This window comes from Streptomyces sp. 8L (assembly GCF_020176795.1).
Lineage (GTDB): Bacteria > Actinomycetota > Actinomycetes > Streptomycetales > Streptomycetaceae > Streptomyces.
This window is the reverse complement of record NZ_JAIUKE010000130.1, coordinates 1-21691: the sequence shown is the minus strand read 5'-3', so window position 1 is coordinate 21691 and position 21691 is coordinate 1. Positions and strand designations below refer to the sequence as shown.

Genomic DNA, 21691 nt, shown 5'->3' with positions numbered 1-21691 from the left:
CCGCACGGGAGGGGGCTATCTCTTCTCTGCTGTCAGGCGGTCGGGACCACGTCCGTTGTCGGGAATGCACGGTTGACGTGCTTTTAGGGCACGAGTGCAGCACTGCTTGATGACGTCGTGTGGAGCATCGTCAAGGTGATCGTGGACGGCCGGCCGGGGCGAGTGAGTCGGGTGAGCATCCGGATGTCAGCAGCGCGCGGGCCGTCGGCGTCAGATCCGACGATCAGTCGTGGTTCTGGGCTGCCCGGGGTGCCTGGCCCAGCCCAGACATGGGGATGGGCTGGGTGGTTTCTCAGTGGCCCCTAGCGGCGCTGAGGATGTCTTCGTGGTCGAACGCGAGTCGTGTCGGCAGGCCAGTCAGGGGCCACCAGCGGACGTCGCGGGCGTCGTCCATGGCAACGGCTCGGGTGCCAGCAGCAACGACAGCCGAGTATGCGACGGTGACGTAGCGGCCGCGCGGGTCGCGTCCAGGGGTGTCCCAGGCACCAAGCTGGCGCAGGTCTTCGGCGGCTACCTGGACGCTGGTCTCTTCCTCCAGTTCGCGGATTGCCGCTGCGGTGGTGGCTTCTCCGCGATTGGCGTGGCCTCCGGGCAACGCCCAGTAGTCGGCGTACGGCTCCCATTTGCGCTTGACCAGCAGTACGTAGCCGTCGGGCGTTAGTACCACTACGTCGGCGGTGAGTCGGATCGGCTCGAACGTCTCGGTCGTCTCTGTCTCGGTCATGTGCACCTCTCGGTGAAGGGTGGGCTAGTGGGTGATGGTGGTGTTCGCGACGACGAGGAACTCGTCGGTGTCGAGGTCCATCACGACTTGGGCGTCGGTGCCTTGGATTCGCTGGGAGGCGGCGTATTCGTCGGCGGGCCGGGAGCCGCGGGGGTGGCCGGCCGGGAAGCGTTTCATGATGGTGCGCTGTGCGGGGACGGTGGTCGTCATCGCGGGCCGCCGTTCTCGAAGGCGTCGACCAAGGCGCCAATGGTGTCGGGGCTGGCGGCCTCGCCGACCCAGCGGCCGGTCGCGGTGAACACGGGCACGACGTCGCGGTCAGCGTCGAACACGGCGACGTAATCGCCGTACCGCTCCAGCACCAGGTCGCAGAGCACCAAGGCCGGGGCGGTCTCCAGGACCTCCAGGTCATCGACGATGACGCGGGCCGGCGACTGGTCGTCGGGCTGCACGACGGTGCCGGTGACACGCAGCAGGTCGCCGGGCCGGATCTCACGCAGAAGCACGTCGGCGATGCGCGGGTCGGCTGTGGTGCAGGCGTACACGGTGTCAGGGATGTCTGGCGCGATGGCGTCCTCGTCGGCGGGGGAGTGGATCAGGTCGAACGTCGCGGTGTAACCGGTTCCGGGGATCGGGGCTGTGTCGACGTAGCCATCTATGGCGGGGTGAATTTGGTTCATCAGCGGGCCTCCGCCCGGGACTTGGTGGATCGCGGGAAGCGGGATCGGGGAGTGCGCTGCGCGAGCACAAGAAGCTCGCGGTTACGGCGTTGCTGCGCGGAGCTGACCGGGCGGGCCTTCGCCTTGTCGCGGTGCCACGGCGGCGAGGCCGGCGACTCCGGGTAGACGAGGGCACAGTCGACATCGCGCTGGGCGCTGCTCACGGAGGCCGCCGCTGGACGCCCCTGCGACCAGCGGCAGGCGCACGGCTGTCCGATCGGTCTGGAGGCTCGCGTGCAGCAGGAGCCGGCCACGCTTATCTAGAGCTAAGTCGCGTATCGGCAGGTCAGGGCCCTCGGATATGTGAGTCATGTTGGTGACGCCCCTTTGCTGTGGTCGCGGATCATCTGGCGAAGGCTGGTGCGGGCTGCGGTGAGTTCGTCTTCGAGCTCGGTGACGCGACGGGCGAGGCCGTCGACCTCGCCGGTCTTGGTTTTGAGGAGTGCCTCCAGCTCGGCATTGGCCCGGTTGAGTTCATGGACTCGGGCGGCGAGGTCGGCGCTGCCGATCTGGTCGAGCTGCTGGCCGAGGTGGAGGCGCGCGTTGCGCTGGAACTGGTCGCGTTCGGCGCGGAGTTTGCGGATCTCCTCCCGGGCCAGTTCGAGGTCGATGCGAAGGCTGTTGGAGCTGGTCGCCGGGCTGTCTCGCTTGGAGGGGCGAGGAGCGATCTGGTCGCGGATGGCGGTCTCAACGTGTTCGCGTACTCCGTCGGCGTAGGTGAGCCACGAGGAGACGCCGGCTGCGCGGGCGACGGCGGCGTGTGTGATCTTGTCGCCGCTCTGCTGAAGAGACCGGATCGCTTCGAGGACGCAGGACCGCTTCGCCCTGCTGTCCCGGCGGCGGGCCTCCTTCAGCACCTCAGCCGGGCTCTGGCCCTGGTGGGTCACGAGGACCTCCGGTTGATCACTGTCAGCGGGAGGGTGGTGCGACCGCGGCCGGCTCGTGCCTTTCGCAGCACGGCGCTGGCCTCTTCGACCTCCTGGCGCTCCTCGGTGCTCATCTCGTCCATCTGCTTGCGCATCGCGCTCAGGACCTGCTGGAACGCGTCGATCTGGTCGCTGAGGTTGCGGGTGACGAACGGATCGGCGTCCATTGCCTCGGCCGTGAACCGGTCGGCTCGCAGCGAGTTGACGTGCTCTTCAATCGCCGGGAGGTAGGAGGGGTCGGGCCGGTAGAAGCCGCAGCCGGCGCACTGGAAGCGGATGGGACACGCGCTTCCGCCGGCCTTGACGTTGGACGGTTCACGGCAGTTGCCGAACGGGACGGCGACGGAGCCGGCCTCGTAGGCGGTGTTCGACGCGATCGGCGCGGGGTTCCCTGCGCGGTCGACGACGTGCGTCCGCATCGTGGTGACGGCCTCGCGTTTCCGCTTCAGCGAGACCTTGTAGTAGCCCATCGTGGTTTTGAAGTTCCGGTGATCCATCAAATCGCGCAGGACGTCGGGGGCCACGCCGGCGTCCGCGTGCCGCTGGGCATAGGAGTGGCGGAAGGCGTAGGGGTAGATCAGCGAGCGGTCGAAGGGCAGCGGCGTGCCGTCGAGGCCGGGGACGTCCGTGGTCAGGCGGGGGATGCTGTCGACCCAATGCCGCAGGGTCTGAGAGAGGCTGCTGGTGTTCATGTGCGGCTGGGCGCTGTCGGCGGTGATCGCCGGGAAGAGGTAGCGGGCGCTCTCTGCCGGAACGTTGAGGGTGGCGCGGACCGGGAGCCATTCCCGGATGGCAGTGGCGGTCTCCTCCGCGATGGGGAGTCGACGGCGATGACGTTTGCTCTTGTGGTTGTCCCAGATCAGGTCCGGTCCGTCGGTGCCGTCCTTGACGCAGGTCCGGTAGAGGCTGCAGACCTCTCCGGGGCGGCGGCCGGTGTCGCGGAGCACGATGTAGGCGGTGCGGAACATCTGCCTGATCTGGTCCGCGCTGAGCTGCCCGTAGGTGGTCTCATCGCCCAGGGAGTCGAGGTGCCGGTCGAGCTGTGCGATGACCGGTTCGGGGATCGCCTTGCCCTCGTTGTCTTCGTCGTCATCGTGGCCAATGTCGTGCCAGCGTTGTCGGCTGAAGGCGGTCGGGAAGCCGTTCATGAGGCCGGTGCGGCGGCCGAAGTCCAGCAGGTTGAACCAGTTGTGGGCCATGTTGCGCTGGCTGCCGCGCGCCATGACCTCGCCGTCTCCGCGTCGCATGACCCGGATGCCGTCCACGACGGTGTCCATGTCCGCGCCACCAAGTCGGCTGGGGTCTGCGCCGCCACCGGGTCGAGCCTCAAGGCGGCCGGAGGCCATGGCCGCGACCCTGACGGTGTCCCGCAGGTAGATCGCGGTGGGATCGGTGTCCCTGGCCCAGGTCAGAGCCAGTTCACGGAGCCAGGGCTGGCTGATCGCGGTGAAGTCGACCGTGCCGCGGGTCGCCCGCCGGCGCCCTGACTTCGACTGGGTGGAGGGGAGGCTGATCCTGGTCAGGTCCCAGATGTGCTTGTCCCTGGGCTTGATGCCGCACATCTCCTCGTGCCCGTTGTGCAGCGTGCGGTGGATCTCCTTCACGTGGGCGTCGGCGTTGTTCGAAGTGCCTTCCGCCGTGAGCGCCAGGAGGTCGCCAAGGTCCGTGCCCAGCAGGTGCGGCAGGTGCTCGAGTGTCTTGGCGATGAGCCGGATGCTGGTCGGGTCGGCCTTGGCGCCGCGCGCGTCGCGCTGCTGAAGTCCGTAAAGGATCTCTAGCCGCATCACCGGCGAGAACGGGACCAGCGAGAACTGGTTGGCGAAGAGGAACGGCGTCTGCCGGTCGATCCACTTCTCGACCGGCTCGGCGGGGGCCTCACGCTTGTACTTGTTGTGGTGGTAGCCGCAGAGCGTCTTGAGCCCCCACCGTTCCTGTTCGCACCGCATCACCACGCAGGGCGGGGCTCCCTGCGTGCAGGGCTCCGGGCCCGTGCGGGCCCAGACGTCCGCCGCGATGCCGGATTCACGTACGGCCTTCTTGCTCCAGACCCGGTAGTGCGTGATGCACAGGCCTTGGCAGTACCGCGGCTGAGCGCACTGCTGCCCGTCGCGTTCGACGAGGCAGCGGACCTGGAAGCGCCCCGGAGAGCCCTTGCGCCGGTCGGGGACGTGCTCGGCGATGAACGTCGCCTTGTCCAGACCGCTGGCCTCCCACTCCCGGATGCAGGGAGAGCACAAGCCTCGGCTGTTGCTGATCGAGGTGCAGGCCGCCGTGACGCACCTCTGGGCGACGGTGCGGTCGTTGCCGGGATCGCCGTCGAAGAAGAGCGTCCTGGCGTCCCATTCGCCGGGCCGCCAGGCGGGATCAACACGGTCTGTCAGCCAGGCCGTCCATGCCTCCAGGTCGAGGTCCGGCGGCGCGGCCAGTCGTGTCGCGGCACTGCTCGCGGTGCTCATCGTGCCTCCCGACGTCGGGCGGCCCCTGCCTCGACCGCCTCGCGTTTGTCGCGGTCGGTGGCGTGGAGATACGGCTGCATCGAGGACGGTGAGACGTGACCGAGCAGGTGTTGGGCGACGTCCGGTTGGACTCCGGAGCGGAGCCAGGACGTGGCCGCGGAGTGCCGCAGCATGTGCGGACGGGCCTGGAAGCCGGCCCGGCGGGCGAGCCGGTCGAACATGTCCTTGGTGTTGGGGTAGGTCATCGGCCGCCCCAGCGGCGCCCGGAACAGGTTCACGAAGACCATGTCGGTCTCCGCCGCCTCGGGGACACGGGCACGCTCGTGCTGGTAGTCGGCGTAGAGATCGACGACCTGCTCCGTGACCGGGATCCACCGCGAGAACGGGGACTTCGCCAGCGCCCCGTTGGGGTTGAGCCGCCGACGGACGTGAACGTGGGGGCCGACGACCTGGCAGTTGGCCGTGATGGACCGGGTGAGGAAGTGCATGTCCTCACGGCGCAGCCCCAGCCCTTCGCCGATCCGCATGCCAGTGCAGCGCAGCAGTGCCACCAGGAACCGGTCCCGGGCCCGCTGCAGGAGTTCAAGCAGCTGCTCGACCTGGACGTCCTGCAGCCACTCGACACCCTCGTCGCCCACCGTGAACTTGATGGTGCGGGCCTGGACCGTGCGGAACTCGTCCTGCTCACCCGGCTCATAGCCGGGCGGGAGGAAGGACAGGTACTTTGGCTCGGAGAGCTGGGCAACCACCTCCTGCGGCACCCAGCCGTGCACCGATCCGAACCGCAGGAACTCGAACACCGTGGTCAGCACGGCGTTCGCGGTCTTCTTCGACCGGAACCGCACGGCGGTCGACCGGGCGCCCTTCGGCGGCAGCGGCTTGCTGATCAGCCACTGGGCGAACCGCCCCAGCTCGAAGAAGCCGGGACGGTTCCAGACCATGCCGCTCTGTACGCAGTACGTCAGGTACAGCGCGACCCTGCCCGCGTACACCCGCTCGGTGTTCGGCGACCGATCCGCCTGGCGCAGGCCGGCCAGGTACGCGCAGCCCTCGGTGTGGATGGTGTAGCTCTCGTCGGCGATCACCCAGCGGACGCTTCCGTCTGCGGACGAGATCGCTCTCTCTGCTCTGAAGATCACACGTACACAACGTGACGACGAGCTATCGGATATCAGTGAGGCACACGAGAGGTTTACGACCCAAACACACATGTCAGCGACCGAGTTGGACCTCTAGATAACCACGCCAGGACTTCGCTACGGGCGGTTCTCGATCGGCTTGGCTCCGGCAACGATGCCGGTGGCCTGGCCCATGGCTGCCGAATGCTGATGCAGCCGCCTGTCGGCGGAAGGGTGCCGTTGCTCATGCCGGAGTGGAGGCACCGCCGTTGTACGTGCGGGAGCCAGGTGAGCGGGGCGGCAGGGGGCGCGGTCAGACCGAGGCCAGCAGACGTCGGGCGGCCTCACGAACTGGACGCTGGTTGTCGACGAACGACGCGGCCAGGTCCAGCGCGAACCCGAGTGCGATCTCGGCTTCGGCCTCGGTCAGCGGTACGTCGTTCAGGTAGCTGCCGTACATGGCGCTGGTCTGAGAGATCACGTCCTGGGCGGTGGCGTCGGGGACGTTGTTGGTCCAGGTGCTGTAGGTGATGAGCTCCCTGGCGGCGTGGCGGCCCATGCGGAGTCGGGCTTCCTGGCGGCGCTGGGCTCGGCGGGCGGCGTTGCGGTCGTTGCGGATCTGGTCGGGTGTGTGGTCGTTCGTGGCCATGCGGAGGCTCCTTCAGGATTTGTTTGGTTGGGTTGGTTATGCCTCTTCGTGCCAGGAGTACCAGCAGTCGGTGCATTTGCGGGATACGAGGTGTGGCTTCGGGAAGCGGTCGTTCCAGACACGGACGATGTCGGTGGAACCGCAGTCCGGGCAGTCGTCGCGGCCCTCGTTAGGGTCGTGGTCCGCGGGGTCGCCGATCATCACGTCCTCCTTCAGGACTGGTAGGGGCAGCCTCGGGTGGCGGCGGTCTGGCTGAGGACGTAGCAGCGGAGGTCAATGTCGGCAGGGAGGATGGGTGCTTGCGTGCCGAGGGCCAGTGCGCCGACCGCGACGATGAAGGTCCGATTCACCGCGTCGCTGCCTTTCTTGGTCTGGGGGCTCTGGAAGAGGAGGTAGCGAGCCGTCAGATACGTCTGGACCGTGAGCCCGGGATCGGCCAGCAGGCTGAGGGCTGCGGCGTGCAGAGTCGCGGTGTCCTGCGGGGAAGGGGTTGCCGTGTAGATCAGTTCTCCGCCTGTCTCCATTCGGGAGGCATCGAGACCCCGGGCGGAGACGCGGGCGTTCAGCTCCCGGGCGACAGCGCGGGCAGTACCGCCCCGGACGATCCGGTTGCCGGGGATCTTCCTTCCGTCCGGCAGGGTCACCCAGGTCTGAAGGACGTCACCGTCGATGCCTTCGGCCTCGAACCGGGCTTTGGCTGCCCGGCCGTAGAGCACCATCGCCTCGTAGGCCGGGGTGGAGACACCCCCTTTGTAGGTGCGGGAGCGGGCGTCCCACTCGGCGCCTTCACGGAGGCGGCCGACTCGTCCGAGGCGGTCGTAGTTGATGTTCCGGGCGATCGGGGTGCGGAAGCGCTCCGGGCTGTAGGCGATTCCCTGACCGAGGCGTCCGGTGGCCTCGGTTGCCAACTGGTATCGCCAGTTCACCAACTCGGCGTACACGGTACTGAGTGCGGCCATCCGGTCACTGTGGCTTGCGGAGACCGCCCAGAGTCCTGCAAGCCGGTCGCGAGCAGTGGTAGCGGCGTCCGCCTGCCGGTCAGCGAAGGCGCGTACCTGGGCCTGCTTACCCGGGTCCGCGAAGCGCAAGGCGAGCGGGCTGGTGGGGAAGTGGGCACGAGTGATCAGTGCAGCGACGATGGTGCGCTTCATCGGGAAGCCTCCTGTTCGCTGGTGGGTGGGTATGTCACCGGGTGCCGTTGACTCAGTGCCAGCAGCTCCAGGGCCAGGTCCGGAGCGGACAGGATGGTGCGCAGAATCGACACGAGGCCGTCGCGCTCGATGAGATTGAGCCGGTCCCACACCGCGTGTGCGTCACGGTGAGCGCCAACGGTCGCGAGGTAGTCGTCTTCGGCGATGACCGCACGCACGGCACCGCACCGGCCGCACCGGAAGACGGCTCGGTCCCAGCCGCGCTCGGCACCGGTCGAACTGGTGGTGGTCATGCGCCGATCACCTCCGCGTCCTGTTCCTCCGGGCCGGAGAGTCCTTCAGGACCGTCGTCCTCGCGCGGGCCGTGGACAGTGCAGTACACGTCCGGTTCATGCATCAGCTCACCGGTCAGAGCGTTCAGGAGATCGGTGATGTTGTAGACCGGCACCCACGCCTCACCCGGGCATTCGTCGTCCACCGGGCAGTCCACCAGGGCCTCGAAGCAGATGTCGCCCGCGCCGTCGGTGTCTTGGCGCTGGGCCAGGATGATGCGGTCTGCTCCGAGCCGGATCTCCGCGACGCGGTCGCCGCCGGCGGGCTGGGAGCCGTCGCGCCAGTGCCACATCGGCAGGATCTCGGGGCCGAAGTGCCGGCGGACCAGGAGCAGGTCGCCCAGGCCGTCGCCGCCGTCCCAGCCGAGGTCTGCGCGCCGCTCGTCGCTGACCCGTTGCAGCAGTGCCTCCAGGCGGTAGAGGTTTTCAGCGACGACGATGTGGTCGAAGCCTTCGGCGGGCAGGCCGGGCCACGCGTCGACCATGGCGGCGTGCTGCGCGCGGACGACCGACTCGGGCACGCGTCGGTTCGCGGGACGGTCTGCCTGCCGTGCAATGCACACGGAGACCGGGGTGGGGACGACCAGCGCGACCGTCGGCATGCCGTGGCGCCGTGCGGTCGCGATCAGGTCGACGCGCACACTCTTGTCGCAGTTCGTGGCGTCGAGCACCGTCATTTTCCGGCGGGCGAGGCGGGCTTCCAGGACGGCTTGGAGCGCGAATGCGGCGTCTTCGGTCGCTTCCTGGCAACCCGCGTCGTCGCTGACCAGGGCCCGGAAACTGTCCAGTTCCAGCACGTGCGTATCGGGCCAGGTGGAGGCCCACGTCGACTTGCCGGAGCCGGCCGCACCAATCAGGCAGACCAGCGAGGGCGTCGGAATGGTGGTGTCGAAGGGCAGTGCGTTATCCAGACGGAAAGGCTTCATCAGGTCTCCGGGAGTGGGTTGGGTTCCGGCGCGGTTGGGCCTGTCGTGTGTCAGAGGGCAGCGCTGAGGGCGGCCAGGGCTAGCAGAGCCAGTGCCGCGCGGGTCAGATAGATCGCCTGCCGCAGCTGGCGGAACTTGGTGACCGCGAAGAGCGACAGCACGCGGACACGGGCCGTTCGGGTGTCGCGGGCCATGGATGCCGCGATCGCGTCCTCGTCTAGCTGGGCCCAGTATGGGAAGGACGCCCGGTCCTCTCCCTCGATGCGGGGACACACGACCGCGAGGAGTAAGACCGCGGCGAGACCGAGTGCGGCGATGGCAAGCGCGCCGATGATTCGGGCCGGGACGGGCAGAGGCTTGTCGGCGAGGCTCGCCAGGCCGGCGAGGACAGCGCCGTTGAAGGCGAGGAGTAGAGATGCCTTGCCGTCTGCGCGGCTGATCTCCGAGGCGGTCGTGGCGCAGGCGGCGTCGAGGTTCTTGTCCGTTCGGTCCGTAGTGGCGCGGCAAACGGTGGCGTGACCGTTGGCGTTCTCGCGGATGCTGAACAGGTAGTCCTCCTCAGGGAACCGTGACCTGTCCTTGCAGCCGTGACACTCCCAGCGGTTCTTGAAGTGCTCGCCTTGGCCGACGACATCGACGTACGCACCGCCGATCGTGAGGAACCGGATCTGGAGGTTCCCAGGCCGGGGGAGGCCGGTGAACGAGGAGGCATGGACGGCTGAGCTCATGGGATGTCCTCTCGGGTGAGGGCCAGCAGATGCTGGGCCGGGAGTTCGTACGTGCCGGGGGTTGGTTCGTATCCCTTGTCGCAGGGGTCGCAGACACCCTGGGTGTGTAGCGGGAGGCAGTAGACGTAGCGCCGTCGGCACCCGGGGCAGGTCTGTCGCGCGGCCATCGCACGATCCAGTGCCCACTCCTGGGCGAGCGTCGGGACGCGCTTGGGCGTAGCCAGGTCGACCCGGAGCAGGTAGCCACGAGTGGGGTGACGGCAGGACCACTGCGGCCGGGTGGCGCACAGCCTGCAACGCAGGATCGCGACCGGGCCGCGGTTGCCGCCGGGGCTCAGGCCCACGTCCCGTAAGGCGCGCCGCGTGACCAGGCCCTCGGGTACGGAGCCGCGGTCATATTCAGCCAGCAGTGCGGCGCTGCGCGGTACTCGCCTTACTACGCGGCGCTGCTTCTTCCTCGGCCGTGGCATCACGTAGTCCGGGGGCCGAGCAGCCGAACGGGGCGACGCGAACGAGATGGGCCGGAGCGCTGCGCGGGCAGCTGGCCAGGCCGGTTGGGTGGGTAGGTGATGGGCACGGTGAGCCCTCCAGAGGCTATGACGGGACCACGAAGCGCCCGACGACCCCGTGAGAGGGCGGCGGGCGCAGGTCCGAGTTGGTGGCCGGTCGCCCTGCGCGGCCACCGGCGGACTGCACTCGTGGGGCGGTCAGGCGGTGGCCAGGCGGAGCGGCCGGATGGTGATTCGGGCAGATATGCGGGCGGCCCCGCACTCCCGAAGGGTGCAGGGCCGCCAGCTATCAGGCCATTCAGATCACAGGTGGGAGTACCACTGTTTGAGGCGCTTCCCCGTCTCAGCGTCGATGGCCGTGCGGTCGGAACGGAACTCGATGGTGCGGTGGGGGGCTTGGGAGTTTGGTTTCCAGTGGGCGCCACCGATCGCGACAGACAGTCGGGCTGCCTGGTAGCGGTCCTTGACCGGGACGGTGATCTTCAGGTTGATCGGCATCGCTGCCTGTCCCGGTTTGAGGGGGTGCTCTCTGTCTTGTGCCTTTCGCCCCTGCGAGTCAATGCGGACCAGTTTCAGATCCTCGGTCCAGTCGACCTGGGCCGACAGCGAGACGGACCGGCCGTCTCGACTCCAATCGGCTGCGGCTTGAGCCTTGACTCCGTCGATGGTCACTTCCGTGGCAGAGACGCCCTTGTAGCTTGTGGCCTGCTGCTGATCGTGAGCGGTGCGCCACACACTGATCGTCGCAACCACCATGGCGAGGGCGGCGGCGATGTACCAGATTCCACGGGGCCGGCGGCGGGATGCGGTCGCTGTGACAGCGTCGTTGCGAGGTGCCGAGTCCGGGGAAGTGGCGGGATAAGGGATGCGGTGCCACTGCGGATCGGTGCTGGCGTCGGGCTGTGTCGGCTGTGTCGACCACCAGCCGGTGTTGTCATCCATGCCTGTGCCCCTGTCCATGCTGGTGACGGTAGCGCGGCGGGGCCACGGGCGTTCGGGAAATGAGCACGATGAACCCTCCGGTGAGTTGTGTGGAATCACGGTGCCCGCGGCCCCGGGCCTAGGGAGAGGATCGTCACGCCGACGGCGTTAGATGTCGGTGGGGAGCAGCTGTCCGGATTCCGTGTCGTAGGCGGTACCGGTGGGGGACAGGCGCACGGTGCGGACGACGCCCGGGGACCCGTTGCGCCAGGTCTTCCCGCCGACCGCGACGGTAACGGTCACGTCTGCCGCAGGGTCGGTGACGGCCTGCGTGACCTTGAGGTCCCGGGGGCACCACCCGTTTTCCTGGACGCTGGCAGCTGTCTCATCGGCGAGGTTCATGCGCAGGTACTTGGCATTCCGGTCGAAATATGAGCGCAGCTCGGCGGTCACCTGATCCCTTTGAGTGCTCCACTGGGCAATGACGTACGCGTGGACGCCGTCGAGGTGGAGGACTGCTCCCGCCCGACCCTTGTAAGCGGTTCGCTCGCCCTGGCGGTGTTCGTCTTCGGTGGCGCCTGTGGGCGCAGCGAGTCTCATGTTCGCAACGGTGGCCCGCAGTTGTTGTGCCTGTGCGGGCGTTCCGCAGACATCCGCCACCCGGGCCCGCGTCGACAGCCAGGAGGCAGTCTCGGGGGAGTTGATGCCGTGGGCGGCGATGTCTTCACGCTCTCCGAGGGCTGCGAGTTCGGCGGCCTCGCTGCACCGGCCCTCTAGTGCTGCCTGCACGACATGCTCGTGTCGCGCGTCGAGGTCGACCACGTTGGGCGGCATTTCCCAATCCCAGTCTCCTTCGCTCCCCTCGTCAGTCAGGAGCTGTTCGAGGTCAACGGACGGGTCTTCATCCTGGAGTTCGCGGTAGTCGTCGGTCTCCGGCCCGTCTTCTTCCTGCTCGATCACCAGCTCCGCACCGTCGATGTCTTGCTCGTCCTGGAGGATCTGCTGAGCAGCGCGGCGTCGGACGGAGGTGTCTGTCAGGACGATCTCGTCGTCGGTCAGGATGGTCTGGACGACGTCGACGTGGTTCGCGCCGATCTTCCACACGGCCTGGCCCGGATCGAGACTGGGGATCATGGCGATGGCCCATGCGGGCAGGCCCAGCAGTACACCGACAAGCTCGGCCTCCTCGGGGCCGAGGCGCCCGACATGGGCGACCTCGCACAGCCGCGCGAGGTCCTGCGCCCGGCCTTCGCCGAGGTCGGAGAGCGTGTGCATCACTGCCTCCAGCGATAGCCCGGCCTTGCGGCTGTTCTTCAGCAGGCGCTGGATCAGCTCGCTGGTGGCGGGGGACAGGAGGATCTGCCACGCCTCCTCGATGACCAGGTGGCGGTGCACGGCCGTCGATTGTGGTAGCCACACGTGCTCTGCCCAGCACGATACGGCCGCCATCAGCGACGGGATCGCGGGGCTGTTGCGGTCGAGGCCGGTGAAGTCGAACGAGAGGATGGGCAGGTCAGTCTCGGGCAGGGCCGCGTCCTGCCCGTCGAACAGGCCGACCAGTGAGCCCTCCGTGTAGCGGGACAGGGCGAGTGCGGCCGGTTCGCCCCACTCGGTCAGTCGAGCAGCCGGCCAGCGGCCGTTCTCCGGGGAGACGAGCGCGTCGACCAGGCCGTTGAGGGAGACAGCCTTGGGGTGGGCCAGGGCGTGCTGGAGGGCGTGTGTGGCCTGGTGGGTCAGTGCGCCGGGTTCGACCGCCAGGATCAGCGAGCGGACCAGTTGCTCGCGCACCGCGGGCGGGAACAGCTCGGAGCAGGGGTTGAGGGTGAACGTCCCGGCTTGGACGACTCGGCCCCCGAGCGAGCGCACCAGCGGCGCCCACTCGCCCGCGTTGTCCTCGCCGAAGGAGTCGATGACGACGGCCTGGTGCTCGTGCTGGAGGATCTCGCGCCGGATGCGCGCCTTCGACGTGGTGCTCTTGCCGGAGCCGAGACCGCCCAGCGCGAGGCTGTTCGTGGAGGGCAGGAGGGCGGCGTCGGCCAGGACGGGGGAGAGGCAGAACTGTCGGCCGTCCAGCAGGGAGCGCCCGATCGGGATGCCGGGGAACGAGGTGTCGGAGGCGACGAGGGGGGCGGTGATCGCGGCGTGGCTGGAGGGCAGGCGGATCATCAGAGGATCGCTCCTTTCCTGGTCGAGGCCCCGTGCGGGGTGGTCATCACGTGGGCGCGGTGCTGCTGGCCGGGCAGCCAGTCGAGACGGATGCGGTACCGGTCTGCGGTCAACGAGGTCTGCCAGCGGGCGTCGCGTACATCTGCGGGGCTGTCGCCCCATACCGTGAGGTAGGCGTCGAGGTCGACGAGGGCGGCGCCTTGCACCAGGGCCCCCCGCGTGGCGCCGGCGGCGGCTTCCTGGGCGGCGGCCTTGACCTTGTCGGTGATGAATGCTTCTCTCGCGGCGGACTGCCACTTCGCGGAGCGGCGCGACTGGGCAGCTGGCAGCGGCCGGTAGAGCACGGCGAGGGAGCGGTCTTCGTTGTGTCCCAGCAGCAGCCGGGGCATCAGGTCTCCGTTGTCTTCCTCGGGCCACGCGGTGATCCGTGCGGTGGCTGCGAAGCGGCCGTCTTCAAGCTCGACCCACCCCGAACCGCGGTTCGTCACCGTGGGAGTTGGCTCCGGCGTCATCGGTGTGAGGTTGCCGAGGCGGGCGAACTCGCCCTCCAGGGTGTCGAGGATTCGGTCGGGCTGACTGATCAGACCCCGGGGGACATGGACAGAGATGGTTTGCGTGTGTGCCGTGTACTCCCCGACCGCGGCGTGGTGGGTGACGTGGACCTGAATCCCCGCGCTGCGGGTCTGCCCGCCGGCGAACGTGAGCGCGCGCGAGACCGCCTCGTGGAACGTCATCCGGCACTGCACGTCCTGCATGGTGCCGTGCTGCGGATACAGCCCCCACGTGGCGGTGGTGCCGGCCTGCCCGGTCATGGCATCGGGGGCCCCGCGCTCGCGCACGTGCCGGTAGCCCACTGCGGCCCACCGTGCGATCGAGCGGGGGCCGGGCGCCACATTGATGAGCGCGGCAGCCGCGCCGACCGCGCCGAATGTCCAGGCGGGCGGTGGAGACATCAGTGCCGACATCAGCACGGCGCTCCCGATACCTGCGTTCGCTTTGGTCAGCAGGCTCTCGGCGGGGCTCAGGCCGCGCTGAAGGGCGGGGATGCGGTAACCGGGCGTCAGGGAATACACGAGCTGCCTCCATGAAGTCTGTGGCCGGTCGCCGGCCAGGAGCACGGGCAGGCACCGGCCCCGGCGGGCGCCCTCACCAGAGAAGGGAGGGCAGCCACCGGGGCCGGGGAGCCGCACTCGGGTTACGGAACTGGGTTACGGATTGTTCGGTTCCTCGGGCGCCGGCCGGGGAGCACGGGGCGCCGGAGCGGGGAATCCGGCGGCGGCTCGCGCGTCCCGGCGCGCCTGACTGATCTGTGCGCTGCGCCCGGCCTCGCGCGTGGCCTGCGTGATTGCGGAAGCCGTGGTGAGCCGCGGGGATCGTTCACGCTGCCTGATGCCGTATGCGGCGAACAGCACCCCTCGGTCTTGGTGCACGGCCCGGCCTGGTGTCTGAACGGTCCGGTATCCGCGCGGGGAGTTCTCCTGTTCGTACACGGTCGGCACGCCCGCGCGTACCACCATGTGACCGAGGCGGTTGGTGGTGTGGCGCTCCACCAGCTCCCGGGCGGCGCCCGCGACGCGCGGTCCGATGTAGGGAATGCCGTGAAAGATCATCCGCAGCATCAGGGCGTCTGCGGCGACCAGGAGCACGGAGTCCACCACGAGCGAGCCCTTCGCGAACTGGACGAAAGGGCTGACCAGTAGCAGTGCGAAAGGGCAGAACATCACCCCCAGCAGTCGCTGCCCCCACGCCCGCACCGCGGACGTGTCCCCGCTGCGGGCCAGGGAGGCCAGCACCAGAGGCGCGATGCAGACGAACGCCAGAATCCCCAGATTGCGCGTCAGGAACACCAGCGTCGCGAAGGCCAACGCGACGACGAGCGCGGAGATGATGATCAGGGTCGCGAGCGGGTTGTTCGCATCTGCTCCGTTCTCCATGTCTCGCTGGATGGCACCAAACAGGGTGGTCTCGTTGCTGTTGAACGCGGTCGTGAACGCGCTGTTGATGGCCTTGTTCAGTAGCAGCACTACGCCCGGGACGGCTGCCATGCCGGCCACGGCCGCCAGCGCCGCTCCGGTTGACGCGCCCATCTGCCGCAGCCGGGGCTCGCCCTGCCACGCGGTCATGGCACAGACCACCACCACACTCAAGAAGATCGCGACGGCGAGGTGCTGTCCGAGCCACAAGAACGGCGCGTACACACCGCTGGAGGCCTTCTCGGGTGCCCACGTGTGCCCCGGAGCAACCAGGTTGCTGAGCGTCTTGATCAGGCTCATGGCGAGATCTTCGACGTGGCCAGAGGCGCCTCCGGTGATACCGGTGGAACCCCCGCCGCCCCCGTGTCCGCTTTCGCAGAGATCCTTGGCCGGGCCAGGGAGGCCGCTACACGGGTCCTTCCCGGCACTGCCTCCTTTCTTGTGTTCGCAGTAGTCCTTGACCAGGCCGTGCAGCAGATCGCACGACTCGGTCGTCTTGTCGCTGGTGTTGGCCATACCGGTCCTCAGCTCGTGGTGCCGGGGAGAGTGGAGAACAGCTCGTTGCCGTAGAGAGCGAGGATCACGGCGACGAACAGCGTGCCGAGCGCCATCGACCCCTTGCGCAGCGAGCCCTTGGGGTCGTGGGAGGCCGAGAGCAGCATCCGCACGGCGATGATGGCGATCACGGCGGCGATGCCCTTGGTGACCAGGCCGCCGCCGGTCATCCCGATGGTCTTGAAGAAATCGCTGAATCCGCCGGACATGTCGACGGGCTTGGCGAGGATGATGAGTGAGCGCACGGTCAGATCTCCTTGCTGGAATGGAATACGGGGCGGGCGACGCCGTACAGGTCGGTCATTGCACCCATGGGGTCGATACGGACCTTGGTTCCGGGTCGGGGGGCGTCGAGAATCCAGCCACCGCCGATGTAAATACCGACGTGGTGGATACTCGCGGCACTGTTGCCGTAGAAGACCAGGTCCCCGGGGCGCTGTTCTCCTGGTTTTACCGGCTCGGATGCGGCGTACTGCTGGGCTGCCGTGCGGGGCAGAGTGATACCGACCCGCGAATAGGCGTAGAGAGTGAGCCCCGAACAGTCGAATCCGGTGATGCTCGTACCGGAATGGCCTTCCGGCGAGCAGCAAGACCCTGTGCTGGGGCCGCTGGCGTTTCCGCCGCCCCATGAATATGGGGTTCCGATCATCTCCTGTGCCGTGTCGACAGCGGCAGCCGCTTGTGCTTCCGTCAGAGTAGCGCCGTTTTTTCCGCTCGCCGGTTGGTTGGCGAGTGCGTCAATGGCCTGGACGTAGTTCTGTGTTTCCTTGTAGGGGGGAACGCCGCCATATTTGCGTACAGTGCCGCTTCCGGCGTTGTACGCGGCGAGCATGTTGTTCTGCTTGTTTCCCGGGACGTCTTTCACGTCGTCCGCTATGTCGCACAGGTAGCCAGCCGCCGAGGGGATGGCGTCCTGCGGGTCCCATACGTCAGTTTTACCGTCGCGGTTTCCGTCGAATCCGTGGCTTTTCCATGCGGCGGGCATGAACTGCGCGATGCCCTCCGCGCCCGCCGTCGACTTGGCTTTCGGGTTGAAGTCCGATTCCTGAGTGAGAAGCGCGGCGAGGACATTCGGTGTGACCTGCGGGCACAGACTCCCTGCCTGTTCGACCAGGGACTTGTACTCGCTGGGCACGGCCAGGCTGAGCGCCGCGGAGACGGGGTCGTCGCCGGCGCCCTGGACGAGCGCGGCCACGATCACGGCCGCAGTCGCGCCCACGCCGATCGTGACCGCTGCGGAGGCCTTCAAGGGGCTCATCCCTCCTTCTCTTGGGGATTGAGGTGTATGCGCAGCTCAGGACCGTCACCCGTGACCGCACCCGGACCGCACCCGGACCGCACCCAGCCGACCGACACCGTCACCCGAGGCTGCCGGGTGACGGTGCGGGTGCGGTTCCGATGCGGTCCGGGTGCGGTGCCCGATGACGGTCACGAATCGGACATGGCGGCGGCGGTGAGGTCGGCCAGCCGGTAGCCCCGAACGCCCTTGGCGGCGCGGGACGAGGGGATGCCGAGGAGCTTGTTCAGCTTCTTTCCGGCTTCTGCCGGATCGCTCTCCGTGATGCCGAAGGCGAGAGCCAGCTCGGGAGTCGGCATGAAATCGACTCCGTTTCCCCGCATGAGATCGATGGCTTGTTTGACCGGAGAATCCGGGGCCGCCTCTACGGCTTTCTGCTGCCGTGATTCCACTTCGTCCACGACGTCCCAGACGAAAGCATCCTGGAAGTCGAATCCGCGAAGGAGTGTGGATCGTCCGTTCGCGAACAGGACGCCCTGCCCCTTGGTATCGGGGTTGAGCAGAGCAGGGTTGATCGGAGCCACGGTCTCGAAGTAGGTGTCTCCGAGAGCGACCTTTGCAGTTCCTTCCGACGCCACATACATGCACATGCGGTACAGGAACTGGTCGCGAACCATGACCGGAATTGCATTCTGCGCAGGGCGCTGTGTCAGCAGGATCGTGGAAATTCCGGACTCCAGGCACTTCGCCACGAGAGAACGTGTCTTCTCTGCAATCCGCCGCGTGTCCTCCTTCCCTTCATTCGTCCCGTCGTTGGCGAAGAAGTCGGCAGCTTCATCCACGATGAAGAAGACCGGCCGGAACTTCGGCGCAGGCTGCCTATTCTGGATGGCCTCCTGCATCTTCGCGTAACGTCCGTCAGAGCGGCCGTTCAGCTCGTCAACGATGCTCTCGAACACAACGGGCTGGTCGGATGCTTCGTATCGGGTGGCGATCTTTGAAAACCTGGTGAGCCCGCAGAATTTTCCGTCGAGGAGATACAGGTCGAATTCGCCGTAGGCGATCAGCAGGCACGTGATGATCCCGTTGATCAGCGTGGTTTTCCCCATCTGCGTCATGCCGCCGACCAGCAGCGAGGCTTTCTCGAAAGTCGGCACGCCGGCGAGCTGGCCGGTGACGTCGTGCCCGACGGCCACGCCGTGAAAAGCCTCAATCTCCGACCTGGTCGGCGTGGGGAAGGGGTGTGTGAACGGCTCCTGGTCGAGCACCAGGAGCCGTGCACGCCGTTCGCTGTCGCGACTGCGATCGAGCGTCAGATGCAGCCGAGTCACGCCGAACACTCCGGCGACCTGGCTCAGGCGCCGTTCGACGTCGCCGTAGGTGCGGCCCGGCGGCATGAGGAAGTCGTAGACCGTGCCGGTCTTGACCTGCTCAATCGTGACCTCGTCCGCCCTGATGACCTGGTCACGGCCAATGGCACCGGCCGTGACCAGTTTCGACGTCAGCTGTGGATGTACCTGCTCGGCCGGAACGGCGATCTCCGCAGGCACGGCGACCGTCGCGCTCGCCGCTGCTGCGGCAGCAGGAGCCGTGCGGTCCTCGTGCGCCCACAGACGCCTGACTGTGGTTCGGATACGCCAGGCCAGGTATCCGAGTCCGACCAGGCCTCCGGCCGTGACCAAGACCGTCACTGGCCACGACAGGCCCAATTTGTCCTTGATGGCGGCGAGGGCACCAAACGAGATGGCCAGACCACCGATGGCGCCGGCCGCTTGCCCGTAGAGGTCATCGCTGCCCGGGCTGTCGTAGCGCCCGTGACGTCTGTTGTGTTTGCGTTTTGTCACTCTTGTCCTTGTCGTTTCGGGTCGTGCCGGTGTAGCGGCGAACCGCCCCGACATGGGGTCGTTCCGGGATGGGGGTGCTCGCCAGGTCTGCTTCCTGCGGTCTGCGAATGCATAGTTCGCTCACCAGGTCACTCACTGGCTCTGCACTGATCGACTGCGTTGCTGCTTCCGGCAGTCGCAGCAAGGGCCAGCCCGCAGGGTGCGCGGGCTGGCCCTCACTGGTGGTGCCGGACAGGGTGTGACGCCTGATCAGGCGTCGGCGTCCTCGTCGTCGTCCGCGTCCTCGGACCCCTCCCGCGGCGTATCGGTGTGGCCGGTGCCCGGGGTCTCCTCCTTGGACATCAGGCCGCCCCACACACGGCGCACGCGCTCCTCACTGCCGACGTAGCCGGCGTCGCGGAAGTCCGTGACGGCCTGGCGGTAGGAGCGCGGCGGTTCGTCGGCGTAGCGCAGGTGGCGCAGGACCACGTTCATTTGCGAGTCGGTCAGCCGCTCTCCGGCTACGGGGACCGGCACGCCCGCGACGGCTGCGAGCTGCTCGACCGTGACGGTCGAGGTGCCCTCCCGTGACGGCGTGCCGGACTCCGTCACACCGGGCGTGCCGGGTGCCGTGCCGGAATTCGCCGCACCCGTGTTGACCTGCGTGCCGTCGGTGTGACGGTTGGGGGTTGCCGTGCCGGTAACCGTGCCGGGAGGCAGGGCAGGTGTGCCGGGGTTCCAGGTGTCGAGCTGCGGCAGCGCGATGGCTGTGACGGCTGCGGGCAGCGGCCGTTCGGCCAGCGTGGTTTCGGTGGCCTGGGCCTGTGCGTGGAGTGCCTCGGTGGTGGACTGCCGGGTCTGGAGAACGGACAGGCGGTACGCCGTCTCGGCCCGGGCGACGCGCGTTTCCAGGTCGGTCGCGGCCTGGAGGAGTTCGATGCGGTGCGCGGCTTCGGCCTCCATCTCCTCCAGGCGGTCGGCGACGTGCTGGCGCTTGGTGTCGATGGTCTGCCGCGTGGTGGCGGATACCCGGCGTCCGAGTGCCGGCAGGACGAACCACCAGGTGCCCTTGGTCGCGACGATCGCGATCGGGGTGAGCACCATGGCCAGGTCGAAGGCGCCGCCGCTGTGCGCGACCAGCTCGGCGGTCGGGATGGCCGCGTTGATGCCGGTCAGGGTAAGCCCTGCCCAGCGCACGCGACCGACGCGAGCGTGGTTGTTGCCGGCCAGGATCTCGGTGGCCTGGAAGACGACCCACAGGGCGTCCAGGGCGCCGACCGTGGGCGCGGCCCACAGCCCGAAGCGGGGGTCGAGGATCTGGTAGCTGACGGCCACGGACAGGACAGCGACGCCGAGCGTCACCAGTCCGAGGACCGCGAGCACGATCCCGCGCGGAGAGCGGTGGCCCTCCAGCCACCGCCTGAACCGAGCCGTTCCTTCCTCGTTCTCGCTGTTCATGTGTTCCTCTCTCGCCGGATCAGTGGTTGTAGGGATGGGCGCTTCGGACGCGGAGCGGCTGGATGCGCCACGTGACCTCGCTGGCCGGGGGGAGTCCGGCGCCGGGCGCGTGGCTGGTCCATCCGTCGCGAGGGGCGCCCTCCTCCTCGGCGGCGGCCTCGGCGTCGTCCGTGGAGAGATGGACGCTGTGCAGCCGTCCGTGTCGGAACAGGGCGTAGATCCGGTCCAGGCCCGCGGACTGCTTCCGGACGATGCGCAGCAGCATCCGCAGGGCGACGCGGTCCTCGCTGTCGAGCAGGATCTCGGCGTCGGCCTCGCGAAGCCGCTTGCTCAGCTCGGTGATCTGCTGCTCGTAGGTGTCGCGGTCCTCGGATCGCAGCAGGGCCGCGTGCTCGGCGGCCTGGAGGTCGGCTTTGGCCGTGGCGAGCTGTTCGCGCAGCTCGGTGATCTGCTGCTCGTAGTCGTCGCAGTCTTCCCCGCGCAGCTCGGCCGTTTGGTCGGCGGCTTGCTCGGCGTAGTGGGCGGTTTCCTCGGCCTCGCTCACGGCTGCGCGCAGGGCGCTGGTGCGAATGACGCGGTACAAGGTTTTCTCCTCAACAGAGGTGGCCGACCTGTGAGTTCGGGGTCGGCCACGCGGTGGGGGCGGACAGAACGGAGTACTCAGTCGAAAATCCAGCCCTCCGGGAGCTCCCCCTCGCGCAGGGTCTGCGCGGCGTTGCGGAACTCGGCAGCGTGCTCCTGGGCGATCTCGGCGGCGCGGCCGGCGCAGGACCGGGTGTACTCGCCCCGAGACGGGTCCGCGGCAACCCGCTTTCCGTCGGCCGCCGCGGCGTCGAGGCGGGGCGCCGCGACCTTCTCCAGGTAGTCGGCCTCGCGGTTCATGCGGGCACGGGTCATACGGGCCATCAGGTTCTCCTTCGCAGGTCAGCGCTGCTGCTGTTTGCGCAGCTGAGTGAGGTAGGCGTCCTGGAGACGCTCGAAGCGCTCCCACAACGGCCCGCCGACCTCGCACGGGGCGCCGGGGCGGCAGGCGTCGCAGGACTCGCGGTGTGCCGCATGGGTCTTGGCTGCCGTCAGGTACCGGTCGTAGAGGTCGGTGAGGCGAGCCGGGCGGTTCATGGGTCGTCCTGTCGAGGGGGGTGGGGGTGGAGGTCGGTAACGCGGTGGCCGGCCTCCCACGCCCACGCGGCCGCCCGGGCGGCGAGCACCAGGGCGTGACGGGTGGCGGGGTGGCGCGGGCCCCGGGGCCGCGGGGGGGGCGCCGCCCCCCCGGGGGGGGGGGGGGGGGCGCGCGGGGGCGGGGGGGGCCGCCCCCGCCCC

Annotated in this window: 25 protein-coding genes; all 25 read right to left on the bottom strand. The window is 68.3% G+C overall.

What is annotated here, in order from left to right:
- Positions 1-292: 292 nt before the first annotated feature.
- The 25 genes from LCE31_RS12890 to LCE31_RS12770 all read right to left on the bottom strand — a co-directional run bounded on the left by LCE31_RS12890 (position 293) and on the right by LCE31_RS12770 (position 21490).
- A complete protein-coding gene (locus tag LCE31_RS12890) occupies positions 293-724 on the bottom strand; it encodes an NUDIX domain-containing protein (protein ID WP_225014353.1) in 432 nt (143 codons plus the stop codon).
- 24 nt (positions 725-748) lie between these two features.
- Positions 749-934 (bottom strand): hypothetical protein, encoded by a 186-nt coding sequence (locus LCE31_RS12885; protein WP_225014352.1) that lies wholly within the window; start codon positions 932-934, stop codon positions 749-751.
- Positions 931-1404 carry a hypothetical protein gene (locus LCE31_RS12880; protein WP_225014351.1) on the bottom strand — a complete coding sequence of 158 codons (474 nt, stop codon included), beginning with the start codon at positions 1402-1404 and terminating at the stop codon, positions 931-933. Before LCE31_RS12880 ends, LCE31_RS12885 begins: the two co-directional genes overlap by 4 nt.
- Positions 1404-1607 (bottom strand): hypothetical protein, encoded by a 204-nt coding sequence (locus LCE31_RS12875; protein ID WP_225014350.1) that lies wholly within the window; start codon positions 1605-1607, stop codon positions 1404-1406. The genes LCE31_RS12880 and LCE31_RS12875 overlap by 1 nt, the downstream gene beginning before the upstream one ends.
- A gap of 144 nt (positions 1608-1751) precedes the next feature.
- Positions 1752-2330 (bottom strand): DUF6262 family protein, encoded by a 579-nt coding sequence (locus LCE31_RS12870; protein WP_225014349.1) that lies wholly within the window; start codon positions 2328-2330, stop codon positions 1752-1754.
- Positions 2327-4825 (bottom strand): tyrosine-type recombinase/integrase, encoded by a 2499-nt coding sequence (locus LCE31_RS12865; protein ID WP_225014348.1) that lies wholly within the window; start codon positions 4823-4825, stop codon positions 2327-2329. The genes LCE31_RS12870 and LCE31_RS12865 overlap by 4 nt, the downstream gene beginning before the upstream one ends.
- Positions 4822-5964 (bottom strand): tyrosine-type recombinase/integrase, encoded by a 1143-nt coding sequence (locus tag LCE31_RS12860; RefSeq protein WP_225014347.1) that lies wholly within the window; start codon positions 5962-5964, stop codon positions 4822-4824. Before LCE31_RS12860 ends, LCE31_RS12865 begins: the two co-directional genes overlap by 4 nt.
- A gap of 292 nt (positions 5965-6256) precedes the next feature.
- Entirely contained in the window at positions 6257-6592 is a 336-nt protein-coding gene (locus LCE31_RS12855) for a hypothetical protein (protein ID WP_225014346.1), read from the bottom strand.
- A 36-nt stretch (positions 6593-6628) separates the two neighbouring features.
- On the bottom strand, positions 6629-6793 hold the full coding sequence (locus LCE31_RS12850; RefSeq protein ID WP_225014345.1) for a hypothetical protein: 165 nt from the start codon (positions 6791-6793) through the stop codon (positions 6629-6631).
- A gap of 11 nt (positions 6794-6804) precedes the next feature.
- The gene (locus LCE31_RS12845; protein WP_225014344.1) at positions 6805-7743 is read right to left on the bottom strand and encodes a hypothetical protein; all 939 of its coding nucleotides are present in this window, start codon (positions 7741-7743) and stop codon (positions 6805-6807) included.
- Positions 7740-8036, bottom strand: coding sequence for a hypothetical protein (locus LCE31_RS12840; protein WP_225014343.1), 297 nt, complete (start codon positions 8034-8036; stop codon positions 7740-7742). The genes LCE31_RS12845 and LCE31_RS12840 overlap by 4 nt, the downstream gene beginning before the upstream one ends.
- Positions 8033-9001, bottom strand: a complete 969-nt coding sequence (locus LCE31_RS12835; protein WP_225014342.1) for an ATP-binding protein — start codon at positions 8999-9001, stop codon at positions 8033-8035. Before LCE31_RS12835 ends, LCE31_RS12840 begins: the two co-directional genes overlap by 4 nt.
- A 50-nt stretch (positions 9002-9051) precedes the next feature.
- Positions 9052-9729: a Pycsar system effector family protein gene (locus tag LCE31_RS12830; protein WP_308042245.1), complete on the bottom strand. Its 678-nt coding sequence runs from the start codon at positions 9727-9729 to the stop codon at positions 9052-9054.
- Positions 9726-10199, bottom strand: a complete 474-nt coding sequence (locus tag LCE31_RS12825) for an RRQRL motif-containing zinc-binding protein (RefSeq protein WP_225014341.1) — start codon at positions 10197-10199, stop codon at positions 9726-9728. Before LCE31_RS12825 ends, LCE31_RS12830 begins: the two co-directional genes overlap by 4 nt.
- 342 nt (positions 10200-10541) lie before the next feature.
- Entirely contained in the window at positions 10542-11180 is a 639-nt protein-coding gene (locus LCE31_RS12820; RefSeq protein WP_225014340.1) for a hypothetical protein, read from the bottom strand.
- 147 nt (positions 11181-11327) lie between these two features.
- A complete protein-coding gene (locus LCE31_RS12815; RefSeq protein ID WP_225014339.1) occupies positions 11328-13325 on the bottom strand; it encodes a hypothetical protein in 1998 nt (665 codons plus the stop codon).
- On the bottom strand, positions 13325-14398 hold the full coding sequence (locus LCE31_RS12810; protein ID WP_225014338.1) for a hypothetical protein: 1074 nt from the start codon (positions 14396-14398) through the stop codon (positions 13325-13327). The genes LCE31_RS12815 and LCE31_RS12810 overlap by 1 nt, the downstream gene beginning before the upstream one ends.
- Before the next feature lie 135 nt (positions 14399-14533).
- Positions 14534-15814 carry an energy-coupling factor transporter transmembrane protein EcfT gene (locus LCE31_RS12805; RefSeq protein WP_225014337.1) on the bottom strand — a complete coding sequence of 427 codons (1281 nt, stop codon included), beginning with the start codon at positions 15812-15814 and terminating at the stop codon, positions 14534-14536.
- Between the two features lie 8 nt (positions 15815-15822).
- Entirely contained in the window at positions 15823-16098 is a 276-nt protein-coding gene (locus LCE31_RS12800; RefSeq protein WP_225014336.1) for a hypothetical protein, read from the bottom strand.
- Between the two features lie 2 nt (positions 16099-16100).
- Positions 16101-17111 (bottom strand): bifunctional lytic transglycosylase/C40 family peptidase, encoded by a 1011-nt coding sequence (locus LCE31_RS12795; protein ID WP_225014335.1) that lies wholly within the window; start codon positions 17109-17111, stop codon positions 16101-16103.
- Positions 17112-17281: 170 nt separating this feature from the next.
- Positions 17282-18934, bottom strand: coding sequence for an FtsK/SpoIIIE domain-containing protein (locus LCE31_RS12790; protein WP_225014334.1), 1653 nt, complete (start codon positions 18932-18934; stop codon positions 17282-17284).
- Between the two features lie 249 nt (positions 18935-19183).
- On the bottom strand, positions 19184-20371 hold the full coding sequence (locus LCE31_RS12785) for a hypothetical protein (protein WP_225014333.1): 1188 nt from the start codon (positions 20369-20371) through the stop codon (positions 19184-19186).
- Between the two features lie 19 nt (positions 20372-20390).
- Entirely contained in the window at positions 20391-20954 is a 564-nt protein-coding gene (locus tag LCE31_RS12780) for a hypothetical protein (RefSeq protein ID WP_225014332.1), read from the bottom strand.
- A 77-nt stretch (positions 20955-21031) separates the two neighbouring features.
- Positions 21032-21277 carry a hypothetical protein gene (locus tag LCE31_RS12775; RefSeq protein ID WP_225014331.1) on the bottom strand — a complete coding sequence of 82 codons (246 nt, stop codon included), beginning with the start codon at positions 21275-21277 and terminating at the stop codon, positions 21032-21034.
- Between the two features lie 18 nt (positions 21278-21295).
- Entirely contained in the window at positions 21296-21490 is a 195-nt protein-coding gene (locus LCE31_RS12770) for a hypothetical protein (RefSeq protein WP_225014330.1), read from the bottom strand.
- Positions 21491-21691: the final 201 nt, after the last annotated feature.

Bases quoted from the DNA above. Each gene is read 5' to 3' on its own strand.
- LCE31_RS12890 (WP_225014353.1), bottom strand. From the start codon at position 724: ATGACCGAGACAGAGACGACCGAGACGTTCGAGCCGATCCGACTCACC.
- LCE31_RS12885 (WP_225014352.1), bottom strand. From the start codon at position 934: ATGACGACCACCGTCCCCGCACAGCGCACCATCATGAAACGCTTCCCG.
- LCE31_RS12880 (WP_225014351.1), bottom strand. From the start codon at position 1,404: ATGAACCAAATTCACCCCGCCATAGATGGCTACGTCGACACAGCCCCG.
- LCE31_RS12865 (WP_225014348.1), bottom strand. From the start codon at position 4,825: ATGAGCACCGCGAGCAGTGCCGCGACACGACTGGCCGCGCCGCCGGAC.
- LCE31_RS12855 (WP_225014346.1), bottom strand. From the start codon at position 6,592: ATGGCCACGAACGACCACACACCCGACCAGATCCGCAACGACCGCAAC.
- LCE31_RS12850 (WP_225014345.1), bottom strand. From the start codon at position 6,793: ATGATCGGCGACCCCGCGGACCACGACCCTAACGAGGGCCGCGACGAC.
- LCE31_RS12845 (WP_225014344.1), bottom strand. From the start codon at position 7,743: ATGAAGCGCACCATCGTCGCTGCACTGATCACTCGTGCCCACTTCCCC.
- LCE31_RS12840 (WP_225014343.1), bottom strand. From the start codon at position 8,036: ATGACCACCACCAGTTCGACCGGTGCCGAGCGCGGCTGGGACCGAGCC.
- LCE31_RS12835 (WP_225014342.1), bottom strand. From the start codon at position 9,001: ATGAAGCCTTTCCGTCTGGATAACGCACTGCCCTTCGACACCACCATT.
- LCE31_RS12830 (WP_308042245.1), bottom strand. From the start codon at position 9,729: ATGAGCTCAGCCGTCCATGCCTCCTCGTTCACCGGCCTCCCCCGGCCT.
- LCE31_RS12825 (WP_225014341.1), bottom strand. From the start codon at position 10,199: ATGCCACGGCCGAGGAAGAAGCAGCGCCGCGTAGTAAGGCGAGTACCG.
- LCE31_RS12820 (WP_225014340.1), bottom strand. From the start codon at position 11,180: ATGGATGACAACACCGGCTGGTGGTCGACACAGCCGACACAGCCCGAC.
- LCE31_RS12815 (WP_225014339.1), bottom strand. From the start codon at position 13,325: ATGATCCGCCTGCCCTCCAGCCACGCCGCGATCACCGCCCCCCTCGTC.
- LCE31_RS12805 (WP_225014337.1), bottom strand. From the start codon at position 15,814: ATGGCCAACACCAGCGACAAGACGACCGAGTCGTGCGATCTGCTGCAC.
- LCE31_RS12795 (WP_225014335.1), bottom strand. From the start codon at position 17,111: ATGAGCCCCTTGAAGGCCTCCGCAGCGGTCACGATCGGCGTGGGCGCG.
- LCE31_RS12785 (WP_225014333.1), bottom strand. From the start codon at position 20,371: ATGAACAGCGAGAACGAGGAAGGAACGGCTCGGTTCAGGCGGTGGCTG.
- LCE31_RS12775 (WP_225014331.1), bottom strand. From the start codon at position 21,277: ATGGCCCGTATGACCCGTGCCCGCATGAACCGCGAGGCCGACTACCTG.
- LCE31_RS12770 (WP_225014330.1), bottom strand. From the start codon at position 21,490: ATGAACCGCCCGGCTCGCCTCACCGACCTCTACGACCGGTACCTGACG.